Below are 18,078 nucleotides of genomic sequence, written 5' to 3'. Positions count from 1 at the left end.
GTTGTAAGACGATATTCGAATTCGCTTGACGCTTTTTTCGCAGCTGAAACAATGGCTGACGGCAAATCACGGCGAAGAGGCGGCATGCGGGAAATATCTCCGACGCAGAACTGGATCCTGATCACGATGGTTCTGGCTGCCAGCGGCGTCGTCTATGATCTAATGTTCTACTCCAACCAGACGCCCGTTGTCGGCGCGATCTTCGCGCTGTTCATCGGCATGCCGATCATCGCCTTCGAGCGCAAGGCGCTGTTCCGCACGCTGTACAGACGTATTCAGAAGCTGCCGACCTTCGCTTTCATCATCAGCGAGCTGGTGATCTACGAAATCCTGATGAGCATCGGCTTTGCCTGTGCCGCTCTGCTGCTCTCATCGCTCGGCATGGTGAAGCCAACGTCGTTCCTCGATCTCGTCATCATGCCCTACGAGGTCTTCCTCTATGCGCTTGCCGTCTGCTCGGCGCTGATCTTCATCCTGCGCGTGCGGGAACTGCTCGGCCGCGAGGTATTCGTCAGCATGCTCGTCAGCCGCTACCGCAATCCGGTCAGGGAAGAGCGTGTCTTCCTGTTCATCGATCTGGTCGACTCGACGGCTTTTGCCGAAAAGCACGGCGACCTCCGCGCCCAGCAATTGCTGAGCTCGCTGTTTGCCACCTTCGCCGAGCCAGTCAGGCGCCATAAGGGCATGATCAACGACTATGTCGGCGATGCGGCAATCATCACCTGGCCGCTTGCCCGCGGCATCAAGGGCGCGCGCTGCGTGCGCTGCATCTTCGACATTCTCGCCGATATCGAAGCCAACGCCGCCGGCTGGCGGAGAAGCTACGGACAGGTGCCGAAGCTGCGCGCCGCCCTTCACGGCGGCGAGATCATCACCGCCGAAATTGGCGTCGATCATCACAAGATCAGCTATTTCGGCGACACGGTGAACACCACCGCCCGCCTGGAAACGCTCTGCCGCAGCCTGAACCGGCCAGTGCTGATTTCGGCCGAACTTGCGCGGCGCATGAAATTTCCCGACGATATTTCCTGCGAGGATCTCGGCACCCATGCCGTCAAGGGGCGCGGCCAGGCGCTCGGCGTCATGGCGCTTTCCTCGCGCGCCGTCACCGTGCTGAACACACCTGCCGTCATTCTGCACGGCTGAGCAAACGCTTTTAACCCGCGTCACCAAAGCTTCACCCAACCGTCAATTCGCTGACACGGAAGCCCTGCAAAGCGGATGCCATTCGCATCCGTTCCATGGGGATATTATGAAGAACGTCCTTTTTGCTTCCGTATCGCTTTTCATCCTGATGACCGGCTCCGCTTCGGCCGACCAGCAGCAGTTTCCGGCCAAGCTCGCCGGCCAGGCGATCCTGCCTGCGAACACCATCGTTGCGGCTCCGGCCGATGCCCCTGAATTCCTCAAGCATTCCGGCAAGTTCACGACGGCGGACCGCAAGCGCACCGAAGCGCTCGGCACCGTTCCCGGCAAGGACGGCGCCCGCGTCACCGACCTGAGGCTCCCCTTCGACGGTCAGGCGATCCAGGGTTTCTCCGGCATCAAGACGATGGCCGACGGCACCTTCTGGACGCTGACGGACAACGGCTTCGGCTCGAAGGCCAATTCCTCCGACGCCATGCTCTTCCTGCACCAGATGAAGTTCGACTGGGCAGCCAACAAGGCCGAAGTCGTCAAGAACCTCTTCCTCTCCGATCCGAACAAGATCGCCCCCTTCCCGGTCGTGCTGGAAGGCACCGATACGCGTTACCTCACCGGCGCCGATTTCGACATCGAATCGATCCAGCCGGTTGCCGACGGTTTTTGGCTCGGCGACGAATTTGGCCCCTACATCCTGAAGGTCGACACCGCAGGCCGCCTCACCGACGTCATCCCGACGACGCTCGACAGCAAGCCGGTGCTTTCGCCCGACAATCCGCTGATGCAGCTCCCGGGCAACCCGGCTGCCAAGATGCCCGTCTTCAACCTGAAGCGCTCCGGCGGCTTCGAAGGCCTCGCCATGTCGAAGGACGGCACCAAGCTCTACGGCCTGCTCGAAGGCGCCATCTATAAGGATGACGGCCAGATGGAATCGGCCGACGGCCACACCGCCGTCCGCATCATCGAGTTCGACGTCGCCGCCAAGAAGTGGACCGGCCGCAGCTGGCTCTATCCGTTCGAGGACAAGGGTGTCTCGATCGGCGACTTCAACATGCTCGACGACACCACCGCTCTCGTCATCGAGCGCGACAGCGGCGCCGGCACCAAGGACAAGGCCTGCGCCGATCCGAAGCAGCCGAAGCCGGATTGCTTCGAGGCCCCGGCCGAACTGAAGCGCGTCTACAAGATCGAGTTCAACGACGCCAATGCCGGCAAGGCCGTCCGCAAGATCGGTTATATCGACCTGTTGAATATCCAGGATCCCGACAACAAGAAGAAGGCCGGAGCCAAGGACGGCGTTTACGACATGCCGTTCGTGACGATCGAAAACGTCGACCGTGTCGACGCCACCCACATCATCATCGGCAACGACAATAACCTGCCCTTCTCGGCCGGCCGCACCGTCGACAAGGCTGACAATAACGAGTTCAGCCTGCTTGAGGTTGGCGAGTTTTTGAACGCGAAATAAGTTTGGGTTGATGTGAGATGGAAGGGGCGGTGCGTGAGCGCCGCCTTTTTCGTTTGGTTTGGTGGCTACATCGTACGGCATCCATGCCAGGCCCCTCTGCCCTGCCGGCCATCTCCCCCACAGGTGGGGAGATCACAAGTGGCTCACGCCACCTGCCCATCTACCGTTTCGTCGCGCTGCCACGCCAATTGTTTTGGGAAACCGGTGCGCCCAGCGATCTCCCCACCTGTGGGGGAGATGGCCGGCAGGCCAGAGGGGACTGGCACGGCACGACGACCATTGCACCACCCTACTCGAACCGGAACGCCAGCCTCTTGTTCGTCAACCTCGATAGCTGCTGCAATCGCCCGTCCAGGCGTTCGCCGGCGAAATCGCGGTATTCGGGGGGCACGACGAATTCGAGGTCAAGGTCCGGGTTCGACGATTTGCGGAAGCTCAGGCTTTTGACGATGCCGGGCATCGAGGCCGAGAACAGATAGACGACGCGCAGCATACCGCCGAGCAGCTTGGCGCGTTCGATGAACTGGGGGGTGGCGATCTGCGCCAGCGGGCCGGTGGCGCCGTCATCGTGCAGGCCTTCGAAACGGTAGTAATTGGTCAGCGCGATGAAGGCGCGGCCGGGATGGCTGATGCCGACGAAGGAGGAGTGGGCGATGACGTTCAGCGCCTGCAGGCCGCGATAGTCGGGGTGGGCGCGCCAGCTGATATCGGCAAGCAGACAGGCGGCCTGACGATAGCGGCTTTCCTCTTCGGTTTCCTGGACGCCGAACAAAGGCATCATGCGGCCCGTCCATTCCGCCAGCTCGCGGGCATGCTCGGGCGAACGGGCACGCAGGATCGCCAGCTCGCCGGCAGCGGCCAGCAGCGGATCCAGGCGGCGCTCGGCCTCCGACAGCAGCGAATAGAGATATCCCTCGCGCACGCCCTGCGCCGAGAAGGAAATGACCGATGGTTTCATCGCGCTCAGCACTTCCGTCATGGCGACGGCGCCGAAGGGCAGCAGCGAACGGCGGTGCTTGGAAACGGCCTGAAACGCAGGCTCCCTCGAATCACGCGCACTTACCACCTGTTCGAGGAACAGCATTATCGCTTCAAGCGATACCTCGTAGCCCTGCATCATGTGCAGCGGATAGTTTGTGATTTCCATGTGCAGCTTGGCGATGTTTCGCCAGGTGCCGCCGACGGCGTAGAAGGTGCGCCCCTCGCCTTTCGACAAGAGCTTTGCCGTCTTCACCTGCTTGCGGGCAAAGGTGCGTGCCTTGGAGAGGGAGCCGCCGGCATATTCCGACAGGCGCAGGCCGCCGAGCGGCAGCGTGATGCCCTTGCCAAACTCCTTGCCCTTGATATCGATCAGCTCAAGCGAGCCGCCGCCGAGGTCGCCGGCGATGCCATCAGGATTGAAGAAGCCGCTGATGATGCCGAGCGAGGCGAATTTCGCCTCCTCCTCACCGGAGAGCACACGGACCTTGCGGCCGAGGATGGTTTCCGCCTGGTGGATGAAATCGGGCCCATTGCTCGCCTCGCGGGCGGCGGCCGTCGCCAGCACATACATGGTGGCGGCGCGCGCCTGATCGGACAGGGCCTTGAAACGGTGCAGCGCCGCCAGGGCCCTGATGACGCTGTCTTCATCCATCTTGCCGGTGACGGCTATACCTTTGCCGAGGCCGCAGAGGACCTTTTCGTTGAAAAGAATGGTCGGCGAGCGGGACATGCCTTCGTAGACGACGAGACGAATGGAATTCGATCCAATGTCGACAACGGAGACCGGGGCGATCCCCGGAAGGCGCCCCTGGGCTTCAGATTCAACCATTTAGGTCCAGTTTTACTTGTTGTTGCGGCCTTCGAGCAGGCCGGCGATCAGTTTCGGCGCGCTGGACTTCAGAGCTTCACCACGGCCTGACAGGCTCGGATTGGTCATGAAGTACTGCTGCGCATTGAACGGTTCCTCGCCTCTGCGCACTTCCATGCGCCGCGACGTACCGTCGGGCAATATCTCGTAGCTTTGTTGATTGTCAATCACGTTGCCGAGCATAATCTGGGACAAAACCTGCTCGTGAACGGTCGGATTCGTCAGCGGAACCATGGTTTCGACGCGTCGGTCGAGATTTCTCGGCATCATGTCGGCCGAACCGATATAAACCAGCGCCTTGTCGGACGGCAGGCCGTGGCCGTTGCCGAAGCAAAATATGCGGCTGTGTTCGAGGAAGCGGCCGATGATCGATTTGACGCGGATCTTCTCCGAAAGACCGGGCACCTGCGGACGCAGGCAGCAGATGCCGCGCACGACAAGATCGATCTCGACGCCGGCATGGCTGGCGCGATAGAGCGCGTCGATGATGTCGGGATCGACAAGCGAATTCATCTTCATCCAGATCGCGGCCGGGGCGCCATTCCTGGCATGCTGGATCTCTTCCTCGATGTGGCGCAGGATGCGCGGGCGCATCGTATAGGGCGAGATGGCAAGCTGCATGCCCTGTTCCGGCTCACCGTAGCCGGTGATGAAATTGAAGATGTTCGCCATGTCGTGGGCGATGACCGGATTGCAGGTGAAATAGGACAGGTCGGTATAGATCTTCGCGGTGATCGGGTGGTAGTTGCCGGTTCCCAAGTGGCAATAGGTCCGGAGCTTGCCTTCCTCGCGGCGGACGACCATCGACATCTTGGCGTGGGTCTTGAGCTCGATGAAGCCGAAGACGACCTGCACGCCGGCGCGCTCGAGATCGCGCGCCCAGCGGATGTTCGCCTCCTCGTCGAAGCGGGCCTTGAGCTCGACCAGCGCCGTCACCGACTTGCCGGCTTCGGCGGCATCGACCAGCGCACGCACGATCGGGCTGTCGTTGGAGGTGCGGTAAAGCGTCTGCTTTATCGCCAGGACGTCAGGATCGCGCGCAGCCTGGAGAAGGAACTGGACCACCACGTCGAAAGATTCATAGGGGTGATGGACGACCATGTCCTTTTCGCGGATGGCTGCGAAGCAGTCGCCGGCATGTTCGCGGACGCGCTCGGGAAATCGCGCATTGTAGGACGGAAACCTGAGATCCTCGCGGGGCGCTTTGGTGATCTCGGACAGAGTGTTCAGCGCCAGAAGGCCCGGCAGAACGGCGACGCGATTATCTGGGATGTTCAGCGCCTGGACGACGAACTGGCGCAGCGAAGCCGGCATTTCCGAGTCGGTCTCGATGCGGATGACCTTGCCGCGGCGGCGGCGCTTCAGCGCCGTTTCGAAGAAGCGGACAAGATCCTCCGCCTCTTCCTCGACTTCGATATCGCTGTCGCGGATGACGCGGAACGTACCGGAGCCCTGCACTTCGTAACCCGGGTAGAGCCGATGGATGAAGATGTTGGCGACATCCTCAAGCGTGATGTAGCGGATGGTGTTTCCATCATCCGGCAGACGGACGAAGCGGTCGAGCGCCGGCGGCAGGCGTAGCAAGGCCGTCATCGGCTCGCGGCCGTTCTTGCTGACGAGCTGCAGGCCGATCGAGAAGCCGAGATTCGGAATGAAAGGGAACGGATGGGCTGGATCGATCGACAGCGGCGTCAGAACCGGAAAGATCGCCTGTTCGAATTCGGTGGCAAGCCACTGGCGGTCGGCATCGCTCAAGGCGCCGGGGCGGACGATCAGTATGTCTTCCTTGGCGAGATATTGCTGCAGCACGGCGAGCGAGGCCTGCTGCTCCATCTGCAGATGGTCGATCTCCTGCAGGATCGAATCGAGCTGCTCGGCCGGCGTCTTGCCGTCCGGACTGCGGATGACGATGTTCTGGCGTACCTGGCCCTCGAGGCCGGCGACACGCACCATGAAGAATTCATCGAGGTTGGCAGCCGAGATCGACAGGAAGCGGACCCGCTCGAGCAGCGGATGCTCGGTATTCAAGGTTTCTTCCAGGACACGGCGGTTGAATTGCAGCCAGGAGAATTCTCGGTTGATGAAGCGCTCGGGGCTCTTGAGCAGCTCTTCCAGCGGGGGCGTGTTGTCGTTGGTTTCCGGAGTGAGTTCCTGATGCTCTGCGACTGCGCTATCCATGGTCTACCCCGTTCTCAATCGCCGAAGGCAATTATATCAGTTTCACGACGGAACTGTGACAGTCAATCGGCCGAGTCCGAATTTCCCAATTCATTCAATACTTCAGCAGCAAGAGACCGGGTGATCTTCGTGCCCCGTGACAGGGCGAGCCTGTCAAGCCGTTCGACGATCATCTGGGCCGCGTTCAGCGACCGCTCCATCCGGTTGACGATATAGAGCACGAGTTTGTCATCTATATAAAGCTGGCGGTCGGCGAACAGCTTGACGATCACCTGCGACAACAGCGCCTCGTCGGGTTCGCCTATCTCGACGACGGTCGCAGCCTTCAGGCGCGAGCGCAGATCGGGCAGCAAAACCGGCCAGGAGATCGGCCAGAGACGGCTGGTCATCAACAGGCTGGTGCCGTTTTCGCGCACGCTGTTGATGACATGGAAGAGCGCATTGTCGTCGAAGCCGAGCCGGTCGGCATCCTCGAACAATACCGGCCCGGCGGCGGCGGCAATCGCCGCCGCCGAGCCCAGCTCGGGATGGATGTCGACGGCGCCGCTCAATTCCCGCCAGATGCGGGCGAGATGCGATTTTCCCGAACCGACCGGGCCGGCGAGCACGACGACCGGCGACGGCCATGCCGGCCAGGCATCGACGATCGACACCGCGGCGGCGAGGCGCTCCGAGATCAGGAGATCGTCGCGGCCGCTGGCGGCATCGTGCGAAAAGACCAGCGGCAGCTGCTCTCCGGCCTTGCGCTTCAGATCATCAGCGTTCTTCACGTCATTCATTGGGAACTGATTTCGTCTTCCGGGCGCGGCCACCGAGCGACCCGCCAAAATAAAGATCACTCTGAAGGTAGCGTGAAAGCGCAAAACGAACAAGGACGCCGACCGCGGCGGCGGCCGGCACGGCGACCAGAAGCCCTACGAAACCGAAGAGCGCGCCGAAGGCAAACAGCGCAAACATCAGCCAGACCGGATGCAGGCCGACGCTGGAGCCGACGAGCTTCGGCTGCAGAATGTTGCCCTCCAGGAACTGGCCGCTGAAGAAGACGGCCAGCACCAGGCCGATCCAGGGATAATCCGGCCAGAATTGCACAAGCGCCACGCCGATGGCGAGCACGAGGCCAACCAGCGAGCCGACATAAGGAATGAAACTGATCATGCCGGCGAAGAGCCCGATCAGCAGGCCGAAATTCAGACCGACGAGAGATAGGCCGACGGCATAATAAATGCCGAGGATGAGGCAGAGCGAGCCCTGGCCGCGGATGAAGCCGGCGATCGCCTGGTCGATCTCCTTGGCGATCTGGCGGACATCATTGATATAATCGCGTGGGATCCACTGATCGACCTTGGCGACCATGCGGTCCCAATCGAGCAGGATGTAGAAGGCGACGACGGGAGTGACGACGAGCAGCGATATGACGTCGACGATCGCCTTGCCGGAATTCCAGATCTGCGCGAAGAGCCCGGTCAAGAAGCCCATGCCTTCGGAGAGGATGCCGGAGAGATTGTCCTTGATCGTGCCTGCCTGGCTCTTGACCCAGTCCGGCAGCAGCGAATTCTGCGTCTGGGTGACAAACTGCTGCAACTGGTTGATATAACCCGGCAGCCGCTCGGCGAAATCGTTGAACTGACTGACGAGCACCGGAATGAGGATCATCAGCGCCAGGGCGAAGGTGATGACGAAGGCGATCAGGATGACGACCGTCGCCATCATGCGGCTCAGACCCAGCCGCTCCAGCCGGTCGGCCACCGGATCGAGGAAATAGGCGATCGCCATGCCGGCGATGAAGGGCAGCAGGATCGAGCTGAAAACATAGAGAAAGACGATGAAGAAGGCGAGCACGCCCAGCCAGAAGAAAATCTGACGCTTGAGACTGTTGCCGCTGACTTGCTGTGGCATCGCTTCCCCGCTGATCGCTTTCCGCCGCCAAACGCCGCATTCGAACCGACGCGGCCATTCAGCACATAGGATGCAGGCGCAAAGATGGTCAACCCTGTCGCGGCAAATCCCGGAAAGGCCGGTTGAAGACGCGGGAAATTGGGGGCTTTTGCCATGCGGCGCTTGCATAAAAGCCCCTGTCATGCAATTGCGACCGGCAGATGACGCGGCATGTTAGCCGCCTGAAAATAGCCATCGGAGACCAGCATGAGCCAGTCTGGGAAAAACGGCCTGACCTACAGCGATGCGGGCGTCGACATCGATGCCGGCAACCTCCTCGTCGAGAAGATCAAACCGGCGGTGCGCTCGACCCGACGCCCCGGCGCCGATGGCGAGATCGGCGGCTTCGGCGGGCTCTTCGATCTCAAGGCCGCGGGCTTTACCGATCCGGTTCTCGTTGCCGCCAATGACGGCGTCGGCACCAAGCTGAAGATCGCGATCGATGCCGATTATCACGACAGCGTCGGCATCGACCTCGTCGCCATGTGCGTCAACGATCTCGTCGTTCAGGGCGCCGAGCCGCTGTTCTTCCTCGATTATTTCGCCACCGGCAAGCTCGACCCCGACCAGGGTGCCGCGATCGTCGGCGGCATTGCCGCCGGCTGCCGGCAGGCGGGTTGCGCGCTGATCGGCGGCGAGACGGCCGAAATGCCCGGCATGTATTCCTCCGGCGACTATGATCTCGCCGGTTTTGCTGTCGGCGCTGCCGAACGCGGCAAGCTGCTGCCCTCGGGCGATATCGCCGAGGGCGATGTGATCCTCGGCCTCGCCTCCTCCGGCGTGCACTCCAACGGTTTCTCGCTGGTGCGCAAGATCGTCGAACTCTCCGGCCTCGGCTGGGACGCACCGGCGCCATTTTCCGAAGGCAGGAAGCTCGGCGAAGCCCTGCTGGAGCCGACCCGCATCTATGTGAAGCCGTTGCTGAAGGCGATCCGCGAGACCGGCGCCATCAAGGCGCTCGCCCATATCACCGGCGGCGGCTTCCCGGAAAATATTCCGCGGGTGCTGCCGAAGCATCTGGCGGCCGAGATCGATCTTGCCGCCGTCAAGGTTCCGCCGGTCTTCTCGTGGCTCGCCAGGACGGGCGGCGTCGAAACCAAGGAGATGCTGCGCACCTTCAACTGCGGCGTCGGCATGATTGTCGTCGTCGCCGGCGAGAATGTCGCGACCGTTTCCGCCGCCCTCGAAGCCGAGGGCGAGACCGTCGTCACGCTCGGCCGCATGATCGCTCGCGACGAAGGTGCCACCGGCACAGTCTATAAGGGCACACTTGCTGTATGAGCACGCCGCGCAAACGCGTCGTCGTCCTCATATCCGGCGGCGGCTCCAACATGATGGCCCTGGTTGCGGCGGCGAAAGCCGCCGACTACCCGGCCGAAATCGTGGGCGTGATCTCCGACAAGGCGGAGGCCGGCGGGCTTGCCAAGGCGGCCGCCGAAGGCATCGCCACCTACGCCTTTCCCCGCAAGGAGTATGCCAGCAAGGATGCGCATGAGGCGGCGATCTTTTCGGCACTCGACGAACTTTCGCCCGATATCCTCTGCCTGGCCGGCTATATGCGACTGCTCACGCCGACCTTCATTCAGCGTTACGAAGGCCGGATGCTCAACATCCACCCTTCCCTGCTGCCGCTGTTTCCCGGCCTGCATACCCATCAGCGCGCGATCGACGCCGGCATGCGCATCGCCGGCTGCACCGTGCATTTCGTCACCGAAGGCATGGACGAGGGACCGACGATCGGCCAGGCCGCCGTGCCGATCCTTTCCGGCGATACGGCCGAAAGCTTGGCCGCGCGCGTGCTCACCGTTGAACACCAGATCTATCCGCAGGCGCTGCGGCTCTATGCCGAAGGGCGCGTCGCGATGGAAGGCGGTAAAGCCGTCAGTGCCGATGGTTCGGCCGCTGCGCCAAGGGCCCAGCTGATTTCGCTGATCGGCAACCGCGATTAGGGTACAGAGCCACAAAGCGGCCTTCTCAACGTTTCACTACCGCAGCCGATGCTTTGGAGCAGAACCCTCGCTATCATCGGCTTCCATCTCCAAAGAATCTGGCCGGTGTAATCATATAGCTAAAGGGCAAGGCATCTCGGGCCGTGAGACCCCTGGAGGATCGCGCGGAAATATTTTTCGCGGTGCTACTGTGGTATCGAGCCAGGGAAGCCGTTTTCTCAATCTATAGGTTAGCTGGTCGGTCGTAATCTCTATATCGAGGCCCGTAAATTGAACACCTGGAAAATATCGGCCAATTTCGCCCGGCTGAATCTCAAATATAGTTTTTGGATCATCCTCGTTCTTGAACGACACAATTCCCGGCAGCCGGCTCGTTTTCAACTTGAAGGGATACCGTCCCTTTGCACTCCGCAGGGCCACAAAATCTGCTTCAGACAGCGAGCCTATGCTATTCTTTATGCCCAAGGTTGCAAGAACCCCATCCTCGTAAACTTGGGTAAGGCTGTTGTTGGGATCATGCTGGATTGGCAGGATGTAAATTGTACCTTTGCCGCCAAGATCAAAAATCAAAGCCTCGCCATAGAGCTGTGTCGCGCCACCGTTTCCGATCAGGCTATGCGTTACCTTTGAATACGAGATTTCCATAACCGAGGAACTTTCGACCGGTCGGCCATCAACGATCGCGGACGCGATGACCTTGAAGCGAACAGTTGCACTCTCACCCTGACAAGACATGAGCGGCAATGCGCAAAGTGACACCAGGAAAGACCTGCGCTTCATTGGCTGCCGGTTATTCAATCGAAATATCGTCATTGCGGAGGCGAGCACAGTCTCCATCCGCCTAAGCACCGCAACGTTCACCCCTGCCCTCATTTTTTCGCCATATCCACGGCATCTGCTTGCACCGTTTGCCATAGCGGCATCTCTTGCGAGTGGACATCATCACTAACACCGCGAGGAAGCAAAGCGGCTTGGCGCAACTTAGAACTGAATTTAGATAGGGAAGCATCGACTGTCAGCCTTAGCGGTGCCCTGCAAGTCTTTCATCTCGACGCGAGATCAAGACGTGCTTCTGACAATCAAGCTGCCTTGAAACTAAGCCGCTAGCGCCCGCAAGGGATGCAGCGTGCCGTCGCTGTAGACGAAGCGACCGGCGCGGAAGGTGGCTCGGATGCGGTTGATGTCGCCCCGCTCGACCACGACCAAATCGGCGCGCTGGCCGATGGCGATTTCGCCGCGGTCCGATAGGCCGGCGGAGCGGGCGGCGTTGCCGGTGGCCATGGCGACGGCTGAAGGCAGGCCGCCTTCCACCATCTCGGCGAGCTTGAAGATGCCGGGCACAAAGGCGGCCGGATGATAATCGGCGGCGATGACGCTGAGCAGGCCGGCCCTTGCGGCGTCGAGCGCGCTGAGATTGCCCGACATCGACTGGCCGCGCAGCGCGTTCGGCGCGCCCATCAGCGTCCAGAGGCCGCGGCGGCGCGCCTCTTCGGCCGCGGGTGCAGTGACCGGAAACTCGCTGATGGTGACGCCGAGATCGTGCATTTCGGCGACCTTCTCGACGCTGTCGTCGTCATGCGAGGCAAGCGAGAGCTTGTGCTTCAGCGACAGCGCGACGATCTCCTTCAGCTTGGCTTCGATTTCGGGGTTATTGCGCATGGCGATGCGCTTGGCGACGATCTCGGCGGCCATCTCCTCGGAGATGGCGCGGCGCTCGGAAATGCTGAGGATATAGCTCTGCAGGTTGTTGTACTGGCCCTGGCCGGGCGTGTGGTCGGTGAGCGACACCATGTCGATCTGATCGGCATTCAGCAGGCGCTCGAGCGCGGCAGCGGCGCCGATATTGGTGATTTCATAGCGGGCGTGGACGCGGTGATCGATCAGCAGATCATCGCGCAGCCGGTTGATGCCCTCGATCACCGCCGAGGTGGTCTCCAGCGAGCGGACGTGACCGTAAACACTTTCGGTGGCGAAGGAGACGGCGGCAAAGGCGGTGGTGACACCGGCGGCGGCAAGCTTCTTGTCGAGTTCGTGGATGCCGAAATCGATCGGCATCGTCGCGTTCGGCCGCGGCGCGATCTCTCGCTCGATCATGTCGCCATGGAGATCGACGAATCCCGGCATCAGCAGCCGCCCGCCTCCATCGATGGCAGCCCCGGCGACCGGCTCGGGCCTGATTTCGGCGATGGCGCCGTCTTCGACCCGCACGGAACCTTCACTCACCACCTCGTTTGGCAGAACGAGGGTGAAATTGCTGAGCCACATGGGCTTTCTCCTGATCGCATCGATGATTGACAGACCGCAGCGGATAGAACCGCTTCGTGACAAACGTATGAAATTTCGAACGCCACAACCGCGATCGCGAAACCGTCTTGAGGCCAACCCGCGGGCTTGCCCGAGACCGCGCATCCGCTATCGAAGTTTATGCCTGTTCAACAGAGCCCATTGCAGCAGCATGATCGTCTTGGCGTCGAAGATCTCGCCGTTTTCGATCATTTGGGCGGCCTCATCGAGCGGGACTTCGAGAACCTCGATATCCTCGTGCTCCTCGTCCAGGCCGCCGCCTTCGGCCACGCGGTCGGCGCTGTCGATCAGCGAGACGAAGAAGTGGACGACTTCGGTGATGGCGCCGGGCGAAGTGTAGCATTTGAACAGGAAACGCGCGTCGCGCAGGTGGTAACCGGTTTCTTCCATCGCCTCGCGGCGGATCGCCTGTTCGGGATGATCGTCATCGAGAAGGCCGGCCGGCACCTCGATCATCCAGGCGGGATCACCGTTGATATGAACGGCAAGGCGGAACTGGCGGACGAGAACGACGAGGTCGCGCTTGGGATCATAAAGCAGGATGCAGGCTGCCGGCGTGCGATGGTAGACCTCCCGCTTCAAGCGTTGGGTCGCGCCCTTGCGGTCGATGTAATCGAGCAGATAGCTGCTGAGCTTCGTCCACCCATTCGACAGCGTTTCCGTGCTGACGATCTTCACGCGTGATTTCGGCTGCATCATGCTGTGTCCTTGCGAAGCCAGACCTTGTTATCGTGCACGGCCGCCCCGCCATAGGGCGCGACCGGGTCGGCGCCGGTGAGCACGTTGATGCCCTCGCCATCGATATGCGCCTTGTTCGGCCAGAGGCCTTCGGCGATCAGCACGCCAGGCTTCACCTCGGTGGTGACGCGGGCATGGATGCGCAGGTCGCCGCGGCTGTTGCCGATGCGGACCAGATCGCCGTGGGCGATGCCATTGGCTTCAGCGTCGGCCGGATTGATCATCACCTCGGGACGGCCCTCTTTCTGACGCGACGTCTTGGTCTCGGCGAAGCTCGAATTCAGGAAGTTGCGCGCCGGCGAGGTGGCCAGACGAAAGGGATGGTCGGTATCAGCGACTTCGATGACATCGACCTGATCGGGGAATGCAGGCAGCTCCCCATGCGGCCCGAGCAGGCCGACCGCCGCCGGCGGCTTGTTCGGCGCCGGCTGATCGATCCAGTCCGGGCGGAAATGGAATTTGCCGTCGGGATGAGCAAAGCCGTTCAGGAAATGCGCCTCCTCGAAGGCCGGCTGGCGATCGAACCATTTGTGCTCGAGGAAATGCTCGTAATCCGGCAGGCCGCTCGATTCCAGCAAGCGATCGACCATTTCGCGGGCTGAAAAGCCGAAGCCGGGGCGATCGGCGACGCCGAGGCGTTTGGCCAGTTCCTCGATGACGAAGAGATTGGTGCGCACGCTCGGCGGCGGCTCGACCAGCTTCGGCCCGAGCAGGATATGGTTCTGGCCGCCGGCCCGGTAGATATCGTCATGCTCGACGAACATCGTCGCCGGAATGACGATATCGGCGATCTCCGCCGTCTCGGTCATGAACTGCTCGTGCACGGCGACGAACAGGTCGTCGCGGGCAAAACCGCGTCTGACGAGGCGCTGCTCGGGGGCGATGTTGGCCGGATTGGTGTTCTGGATCAGCATCGCCGTCACCGGGCCGCGATGGCGCAGCGCCACCGGATCGCCGGTCAGCACCCGGCCGATCTGCGACTGATCGAGCATGCGGATATCGCCGTCCTTCATCGAGCGGCCGGTCAGTTCCGCATTGTTCATGCGGAAGATATCGTTGTTGGAATGGAAGGCGCCGCCGCCCTCATATTGCCAGGAGCCGAGCACGGTGGCGACCGAGGCGGCCGCATGCATGGCGACCGCGCCATTGCGCTGGCGGGTGAAGCCGTAGCCGAGGCGGAAGAAGGTCTTTTTCGTCGTGCCGACGAGGCGGGCAAAGGCTTCGATCTCCTCGACCGAAAGGCCGGTGATATCGGCGGCCCATTGCGGCGTCTTCGTTTTCAGATGCGCTTCGAGGCCGGCGGGATCATCGGCATAGCGCGCCATGTAGTCGCGGTCGGCATGGTCGTCGCGGAAGGCGATGTGCATGACGGCGCAGGCCAGTGCCGCATCGGTGCCGGGCCTAACGATCAAGGCCATGTCGGCCTGCTTCATCGTCGGATTGTCGTAAATGTCGATGACGACGATCTTGGCGCCGCGCTCCTTGCGCGACTTGATGGCGTGGGTCATCACATTGACCTGCGTCGACACCGCATTGGTGCCCCAGATGACGACGCAATCGGTGCGGCCCATCTCGCGCGGGTCGGGGCCGCGCAGCGTGCCGGTCGCCACGGTGAAGCCGGTCCAGGCCGGGTTGGTGCAGATCGAGGAGAAAAAGCCGGAATAGCGCTTGGCGTGACGCAGGCGATCGATCGAGTCGCGCTGTACCCAGCCCATGGTGCCGGCATAGAAATAAGGCCAGATCGCCTCACTGCCGTCCCGCGCCTCGGCCTTCACGAAGGCTTCGGCGATCTCATCCAGCGCATCGTCCCAGGAAATCTGCTGCCACTGCCCGGCCCCCTTGGCGCCGGCGCGGCGCAAGGGATGCATCAGGCGGTCGGGATGGTAGAGCCGCTCGGCATAGCGGGCGACCTTGGCGCAGATGACGCCCGAGGTGTAGGAATGATCATTGGCGCCGCGCACGCGCCCGATGCGGCCGTCCTCGGATAGTTCGACCTCCAGCGCGCAGGTGGAGGGACAGTCGTGCGGACAGGCGGTGTGGCCTACCCTGGTGTCCGGCTTCGGGGATTTGGCGTGGATGGGGGTCGCAATGTTCATGGCATTTGTATATTCCAAGCCTTGCACGGCCAAAAGCCACAAACTTTCCCATGACGCGAATTCATACGGACATCAGCGAAAATGAACTACCGCCACATCTATCATGCGGGCAATTTTGCCGATGTGCTGAAACATGCCGTGCTGGCGCGGCTGATCCGCTACATGCAGAAAAAGGATGGTGCCTTCCGCGTCCTCGACACGCATGCCGGCATCGGGCTCTACGACCTCTCCTCCGAAGAAGCGCAGAAAACCGGCGAATGGCTCGACGGCATCGGCAAGCTGATGGAGGCCGATCTCGGACCGCAGGTTTCCGAACTGCTGGAGCCCTACCTTGCAGCCATCCGCGAACTCAATCCTGAGGGCGGCGTCCGCTTCTATCCCGGATCGCCGAAACTGGCGCGCCTGCTGTTCCGGCCGCAGGACCGGCTGTCGGCGATGGAGCTGCACCCCGAGGATTTCGCCCGCCTGCACCGGCTGTTCGAGGGCGACCACCATGCGCGCATCACCGAACTCGACGGCTGGCTGGCGCTCGGCGCGCATCTGCCGCCGAAGGAGAAACGCGGCATCGTGCTTGTCGATCCGCCTTTCGAGGAAGAGGACGAATATCAGCGTCTGGCCGAGGGGCTGGAAAAGGCCTATCGCCGTTTTCCAGGCGGCACCTATTGCCTGTGGTATCCGCTGAAAAAGGGCGCGCCGATCAAAGAATTCCACGAGAGGCTACAGGCGCTCGACATTCCGAAAATGCTCTGCGCCGAGCTTTCTGTTCGCAGCGACCGCGGCATCACGGGATTGACGGGTTCAGGCCTCGTTATCGTCAATCCGCCCTTCACCCTGAAGGACGAGCTGCACCAACTGCTGCCGGCGCTGAAGGACCATTTGGCGCAGGATCGTTTCGCCTCGCACCGCGCCTTCTGGCTGCGCGGCGAGACCAAGACGGTCAAGGACGACGATTGACCGGACAACCCGGTTCGGGAATAGTCCGCGCAGTTCCACAAATCAGGTGCTGCATGAAGCTTCTTTGGTCGCCCCCCTCACCCTATTCCAGCAAGGTGCGGATGGCCGCGCATTTCCTGGATCTCGAGTTGAACGCCATCCGGGTCGACACCAATACGGCGCCGGCGATCCTGGTGGAGAATAATCCGCTCGGCAAGATCCCGACGCTGCTGGCCGATGACGGCGCCTCGGTCTTCGACAGCGTGGCGATCATGCATTATTTCGACCGGCTGGCGAAGGGCAAGCTCTATCCCTCCAAGAAGGGCAAACGCACGGATGCCGACGTCCTCGAATCGCTCTGCGACGGCATCTGCGATTGCCTGCTGGCGATCATGTATGAGCGGCGTTTTCGCGATGAGGAAAAGATCCACCAGCCCTGGATCGACCGGCAATGGAAAAAGGTGACGAGCGGGCTTACGCATCTGAGCGCCAAGCCGCCGAAATTGGGCAAGAAACTCAACGGCGGGCATTTCGCCTTGGCCGCCACGCTCGGCTATCTCGATCTGCGCTTCAAGGGCCAGTGGGAAGCCGATCATGCGCCGCTGATCGACTGGTTGCGGCAGTTCGAAAAGAAATTCCCCGCCTATCAGGAACTCAAGACCCAGGCCTGAGCGCCTGGCAACAACAGGCGAGCAGCAAAAAGCCGGGCGATTTGCCCGGCTTTTCCATGTTTGAATAATTCCGTTCGGCTTAGAACTTGACGCCGATACCGAGCTTGACGCTGTTTTCGTCGTAACCGCGCGAGAAGCTGCCGGAGTCGAGGTCGTAATCCTTGCTCTGGTAGTCGGTGTAGCGATATTCCAAGCGCGTCGTGATGTTGTTGGTCACGAACGCTTCGACGCCGGCGCCGACCGTATAGCCGTAGTTCGTCTTGCTTTCGTCCGAGGTGCCGTCGGAAACCTTGACGTCGCCGAGCGCAAGACCGGCCGTGCCATAGAGCAGGAAGGGGTTCATGTCGTAGCCGACGCGGCCACGAACGGAGCCGTTCCAGCCATACTTGTTCTTGATGCCGCCCGAGGAAACGTCGTCGCCGCTGTAGCCGAGGTCAGATTCAACGCCGTAAACGATCTGGCCCTGCTGCCAGTTATAGCCGGTGAACACCTGGCCGCCGAAACCATAGGTGTGGCGGTCGGAACCGAAGTCACCCATGTTGTAGGTGCCGGCGCCGCCGAGGTAGAAGCCTTCCCAGCTGCCGGCCGGCTTGACCGGGGCTTCCTGGGCGACCGGTGCTTCCGGAACCTGGTCGACGGCATCGGCCGCCTGAGCTGCCGAGACGCCCGCAATTGCAAAAACGGAGGCCATGAGGCCAGCAATGAGTACACGCATACTTAGTCTCCTTTCAGTCCCGCGCCGCTGATCATCTGTCTATCAGTGAAGCATTGGCGGGATATTGCCAGATGTCCCTTCCGGATCGAGACTGAAATT

At 61.6% G+C, this 18,078-nt stretch carries 15 protein-coding genes; 6 read left to right on the top strand and 9 right to left on the bottom strand.

Going from position 1 to position 18,078, the window contains the following annotated elements; all coding sequences use genetic code 11:
- Nucleotides 1-84: 84 nt before the first annotated feature.
- On the top strand, nucleotides 85-1,146 hold the full coding sequence (locus tag FHX03_RS26770; RefSeq protein ID WP_097627053.1) for an adenylate/guanylate cyclase domain-containing protein: 1,062 nt from the start codon (nucleotides 85-87) through the stop codon (nucleotides 1,144-1,146).
- A gap of 106 nt (nucleotides 1,147-1,252) precedes the next feature.
- Nucleotides 1,253-2,611 carry an esterase-like activity of phytase family protein gene (locus FHX03_RS26765; RefSeq protein ID WP_183856286.1) on the top strand — a complete coding sequence of 453 codons (1,359 nt, stop codon included), beginning with the start codon at nucleotides 1,253-1,255 and terminating at the stop codon, nucleotides 2,609-2,611.
- Nucleotides 2,612-2,900: 289 nt separating this feature from the next.
- Here FHX03_RS26765 and ppx read toward each other — a convergent pair whose 3' ends face one another.
- From ppx to FHX03_RS26745, 4 genes are all read right to left on the bottom strand, one after another.
- On the bottom strand, nucleotides 2,901-4,421 hold the full coding sequence (gene ppx / locus FHX03_RS26760) for an exopolyphosphatase (protein WP_097627049.1): 1,521 nt from the start codon (nucleotides 4,419-4,421) through the stop codon (nucleotides 2,901-2,903).
- 12 nt (nucleotides 4,422-4,433) lie between these two features.
- Nucleotides 4,434-6,638: an RNA degradosome polyphosphate kinase gene (locus tag FHX03_RS26755; RefSeq protein WP_049733964.1), complete on the bottom strand. Its 2,205-nt coding sequence runs from the start codon at nucleotides 6,636-6,638 to the stop codon at nucleotides 4,434-4,436.
- Between the two features lie 62 nt (nucleotides 6,639-6,700).
- Nucleotides 6,701-7,417 (bottom strand): DnaA regulatory inactivator HdaA, encoded by a 717-nt coding sequence (hdaA, locus tag FHX03_RS26750; protein ID WP_183856284.1) that lies wholly within the window; start codon nucleotides 7,415-7,417, stop codon nucleotides 6,701-6,703.
- The gene (locus FHX03_RS26745) at nucleotides 7,410-8,534 is read right to left on the bottom strand and encodes an AI-2E family transporter (RefSeq protein WP_097627044.1); all 1,125 of its coding nucleotides are present in this window, start codon (nucleotides 8,532-8,534) and stop codon (nucleotides 7,410-7,412) included. The genes hdaA and FHX03_RS26745 overlap by 8 nt, the downstream gene beginning before the upstream one ends.
- A 246-nt stretch (nucleotides 8,535-8,780) precedes the next feature.
- On the opposite strand from FHX03_RS26745, the gene purM reads away from it, so the two are divergent.
- Both purM and purN read left to right on the top strand, forming a co-directional pair.
- Entirely contained in the window at nucleotides 8,781-9,854 is a 1,074-nt protein-coding gene (gene purM / locus FHX03_RS26740; protein WP_097627042.1) for a phosphoribosylformylglycinamidine cyclo-ligase, read from the top strand.
- Nucleotides 9,851-10,522 carry a phosphoribosylglycinamide formyltransferase gene (gene purN, locus FHX03_RS26735; protein WP_183856283.1) on the top strand — a complete coding sequence of 224 codons (672 nt, stop codon included), beginning with the start codon at nucleotides 9,851-9,853 and terminating at the stop codon, nucleotides 10,520-10,522. Before purM ends, purN begins: the two co-directional genes overlap by 4 nt.
- 111 nt (nucleotides 10,523-10,633) lie before the next feature.
- Here the strand turns inward: purN and FHX03_RS26730 are convergent, their stop codons facing one another.
- From FHX03_RS26730 to FHX03_RS26715, 4 genes are all read right to left on the bottom strand, one after another.
- Complete coding sequence (locus FHX03_RS26730; RefSeq protein ID WP_183856280.1) at nucleotides 10,634-11,437, bottom strand: hypothetical protein; 804 nt, start codon at nucleotides 11,435-11,437, stop codon at nucleotides 10,634-10,636.
- Nucleotides 11,438-11,617: 180 nt separating this feature from the next.
- On the bottom strand, nucleotides 11,618-12,787 hold the full coding sequence (locus tag FHX03_RS26725) for an alpha-D-ribose 1-methylphosphonate 5-triphosphate diphosphatase (protein ID WP_183781136.1): 1,170 nt from the start codon (nucleotides 12,785-12,787) through the stop codon (nucleotides 11,618-11,620).
- Between the two features lie 147 nt (nucleotides 12,788-12,934).
- Nucleotides 12,935-13,525 carry an NUDIX domain-containing protein gene (locus FHX03_RS26720; protein ID WP_097627036.1) on the bottom strand — a complete coding sequence of 197 codons (591 nt, stop codon included), beginning with the start codon at nucleotides 13,523-13,525 and terminating at the stop codon, nucleotides 12,935-12,937.
- Complete coding sequence (locus FHX03_RS26715) at nucleotides 13,522-15,660, bottom strand: molybdopterin-dependent oxidoreductase (RefSeq protein ID WP_183856278.1); 2,139 nt, start codon at nucleotides 15,658-15,660, stop codon at nucleotides 13,522-13,524. The genes FHX03_RS26720 and FHX03_RS26715 overlap by 4 nt, the downstream gene beginning before the upstream one ends.
- Nucleotides 15,661-15,741: 81 nt before the next feature.
- Here FHX03_RS26715 and FHX03_RS26710 point away from each other — a divergent pair, with 81 nt between their 5' ends.
- The gene (locus tag FHX03_RS26710) at nucleotides 15,742-16,614 is read left to right on the top strand and encodes a 23S rRNA (adenine(2030)-N(6))-methyltransferase RlmJ (RefSeq protein ID WP_097627034.1); all 873 of its coding nucleotides are present in this window, start codon (nucleotides 15,742-15,744) and stop codon (nucleotides 16,612-16,614) included.
- A gap of 53 nt (nucleotides 16,615-16,667) precedes the next feature.
- Nucleotides 16,668-17,264, top strand: coding sequence for a glutathione S-transferase family protein (locus tag FHX03_RS26705; RefSeq protein WP_097627032.1), 597 nt, complete (start codon nucleotides 16,668-16,670; stop codon nucleotides 17,262-17,264).
- A 79-nt stretch (nucleotides 17,265-17,343) separates the two neighbouring features.
- Here FHX03_RS26705 and FHX03_RS26700 read toward each other — a convergent pair whose 3' ends face one another.
- Nucleotides 17,344-17,979, bottom strand: a complete 636-nt coding sequence (locus tag FHX03_RS26700; protein WP_183856276.1) for an outer membrane protein — start codon at nucleotides 17,977-17,979, stop codon at nucleotides 17,344-17,346.
- Nucleotides 17,980-18,078: the final 99 nt, after the last annotated feature.

This window comes from Rhizobium sp. BK456 (assembly GCF_014194045.1).
GTDB classification, from domain to species: Bacteria; Pseudomonadota; Alphaproteobacteria; order Rhizobiales; family Rhizobiaceae; genus Rhizobium; species Rhizobium redzepovicii.
This window is presented reverse-complemented; position numbering and strand designations above follow the sequence as displayed.

Excerpts from the sequence above, each read along its gene's own strand:
- ppx (WP_097627049.1), bottom strand. The coding sequence starts at position 4,421 with ATGGTTGAATCTGAAGCCCAGGGGCGCCTTCCGGGGATCGCCCCGGTC.
- FHX03_RS26770 (WP_097627053.1), top strand. The coding sequence starts at position 85 with ATGCGGGAAATATCTCCGACGCAGAACTGGATCCTGATCACGATGGTT.
- FHX03_RS26755 (WP_049733964.1), bottom strand. The coding sequence starts at position 6,638 with ATGGATAGCGCAGTCGCAGAGCATCAGGAACTCACTCCGGAAACCAAC.
- purN (WP_183856283.1), top strand. The coding sequence starts at position 9,851 with ATGAGCACGCCGCGCAAACGCGTCGTCGTCCTCATATCCGGCGGCGGC.
- FHX03_RS26700 (WP_183856276.1), bottom strand. The coding sequence starts at position 17,979 with ATGCGTGTACTCATTGCTGGCCTCATGGCCTCCGTTTTTGCAATTGCG.
- FHX03_RS26705 (WP_097627032.1), top strand. The coding sequence starts at position 16,668 with ATGAAGCTTCTTTGGTCGCCCCCCTCACCCTATTCCAGCAAGGTGCGG.
- FHX03_RS26720 (WP_097627036.1), bottom strand. The coding sequence starts at position 13,525 with ATGATGCAGCCGAAATCACGCGTGAAGATCGTCAGCACGGAAACGCTG.
- FHX03_RS26765 (WP_183856286.1), top strand. The coding sequence starts at position 1,253 with ATGAAGAACGTCCTTTTTGCTTCCGTATCGCTTTTCATCCTGATGACC.
- FHX03_RS26730 (WP_183856280.1), bottom strand. The coding sequence starts at position 11,437 with ATGGCAAACGGTGCAAGCAGATGCCGTGGATATGGCGAAAAAATGAGG.
- FHX03_RS26745 (WP_097627044.1), bottom strand. The coding sequence starts at position 8,534 with ATGCCACAGCAAGTCAGCGGCAACAGTCTCAAGCGTCAGATTTTCTTC.
- FHX03_RS26710 (WP_097627034.1), top strand. The coding sequence starts at position 15,742 with ATGAACTACCGCCACATCTATCATGCGGGCAATTTTGCCGATGTGCTG.
- FHX03_RS26715 (WP_183856278.1), bottom strand. The coding sequence starts at position 15,660 with ATGAACATTGCGACCCCCATCCACGCCAAATCCCCGAAGCCGGACACC.
- purM (WP_097627042.1), top strand. The coding sequence starts at position 8,781 with ATGAGCCAGTCTGGGAAAAACGGCCTGACCTACAGCGATGCGGGCGTC.
- hdaA (WP_183856284.1), bottom strand. The coding sequence starts at position 7,417 with ATGAATGACGTGAAGAACGCTGATGATCTGAAGCGCAAGGCCGGAGAG.
- FHX03_RS26725 (WP_183781136.1), bottom strand. The coding sequence starts at position 12,787 with ATGTGGCTCAGCAATTTCACCCTCGTTCTGCCAAACGAGGTGGTGAGT.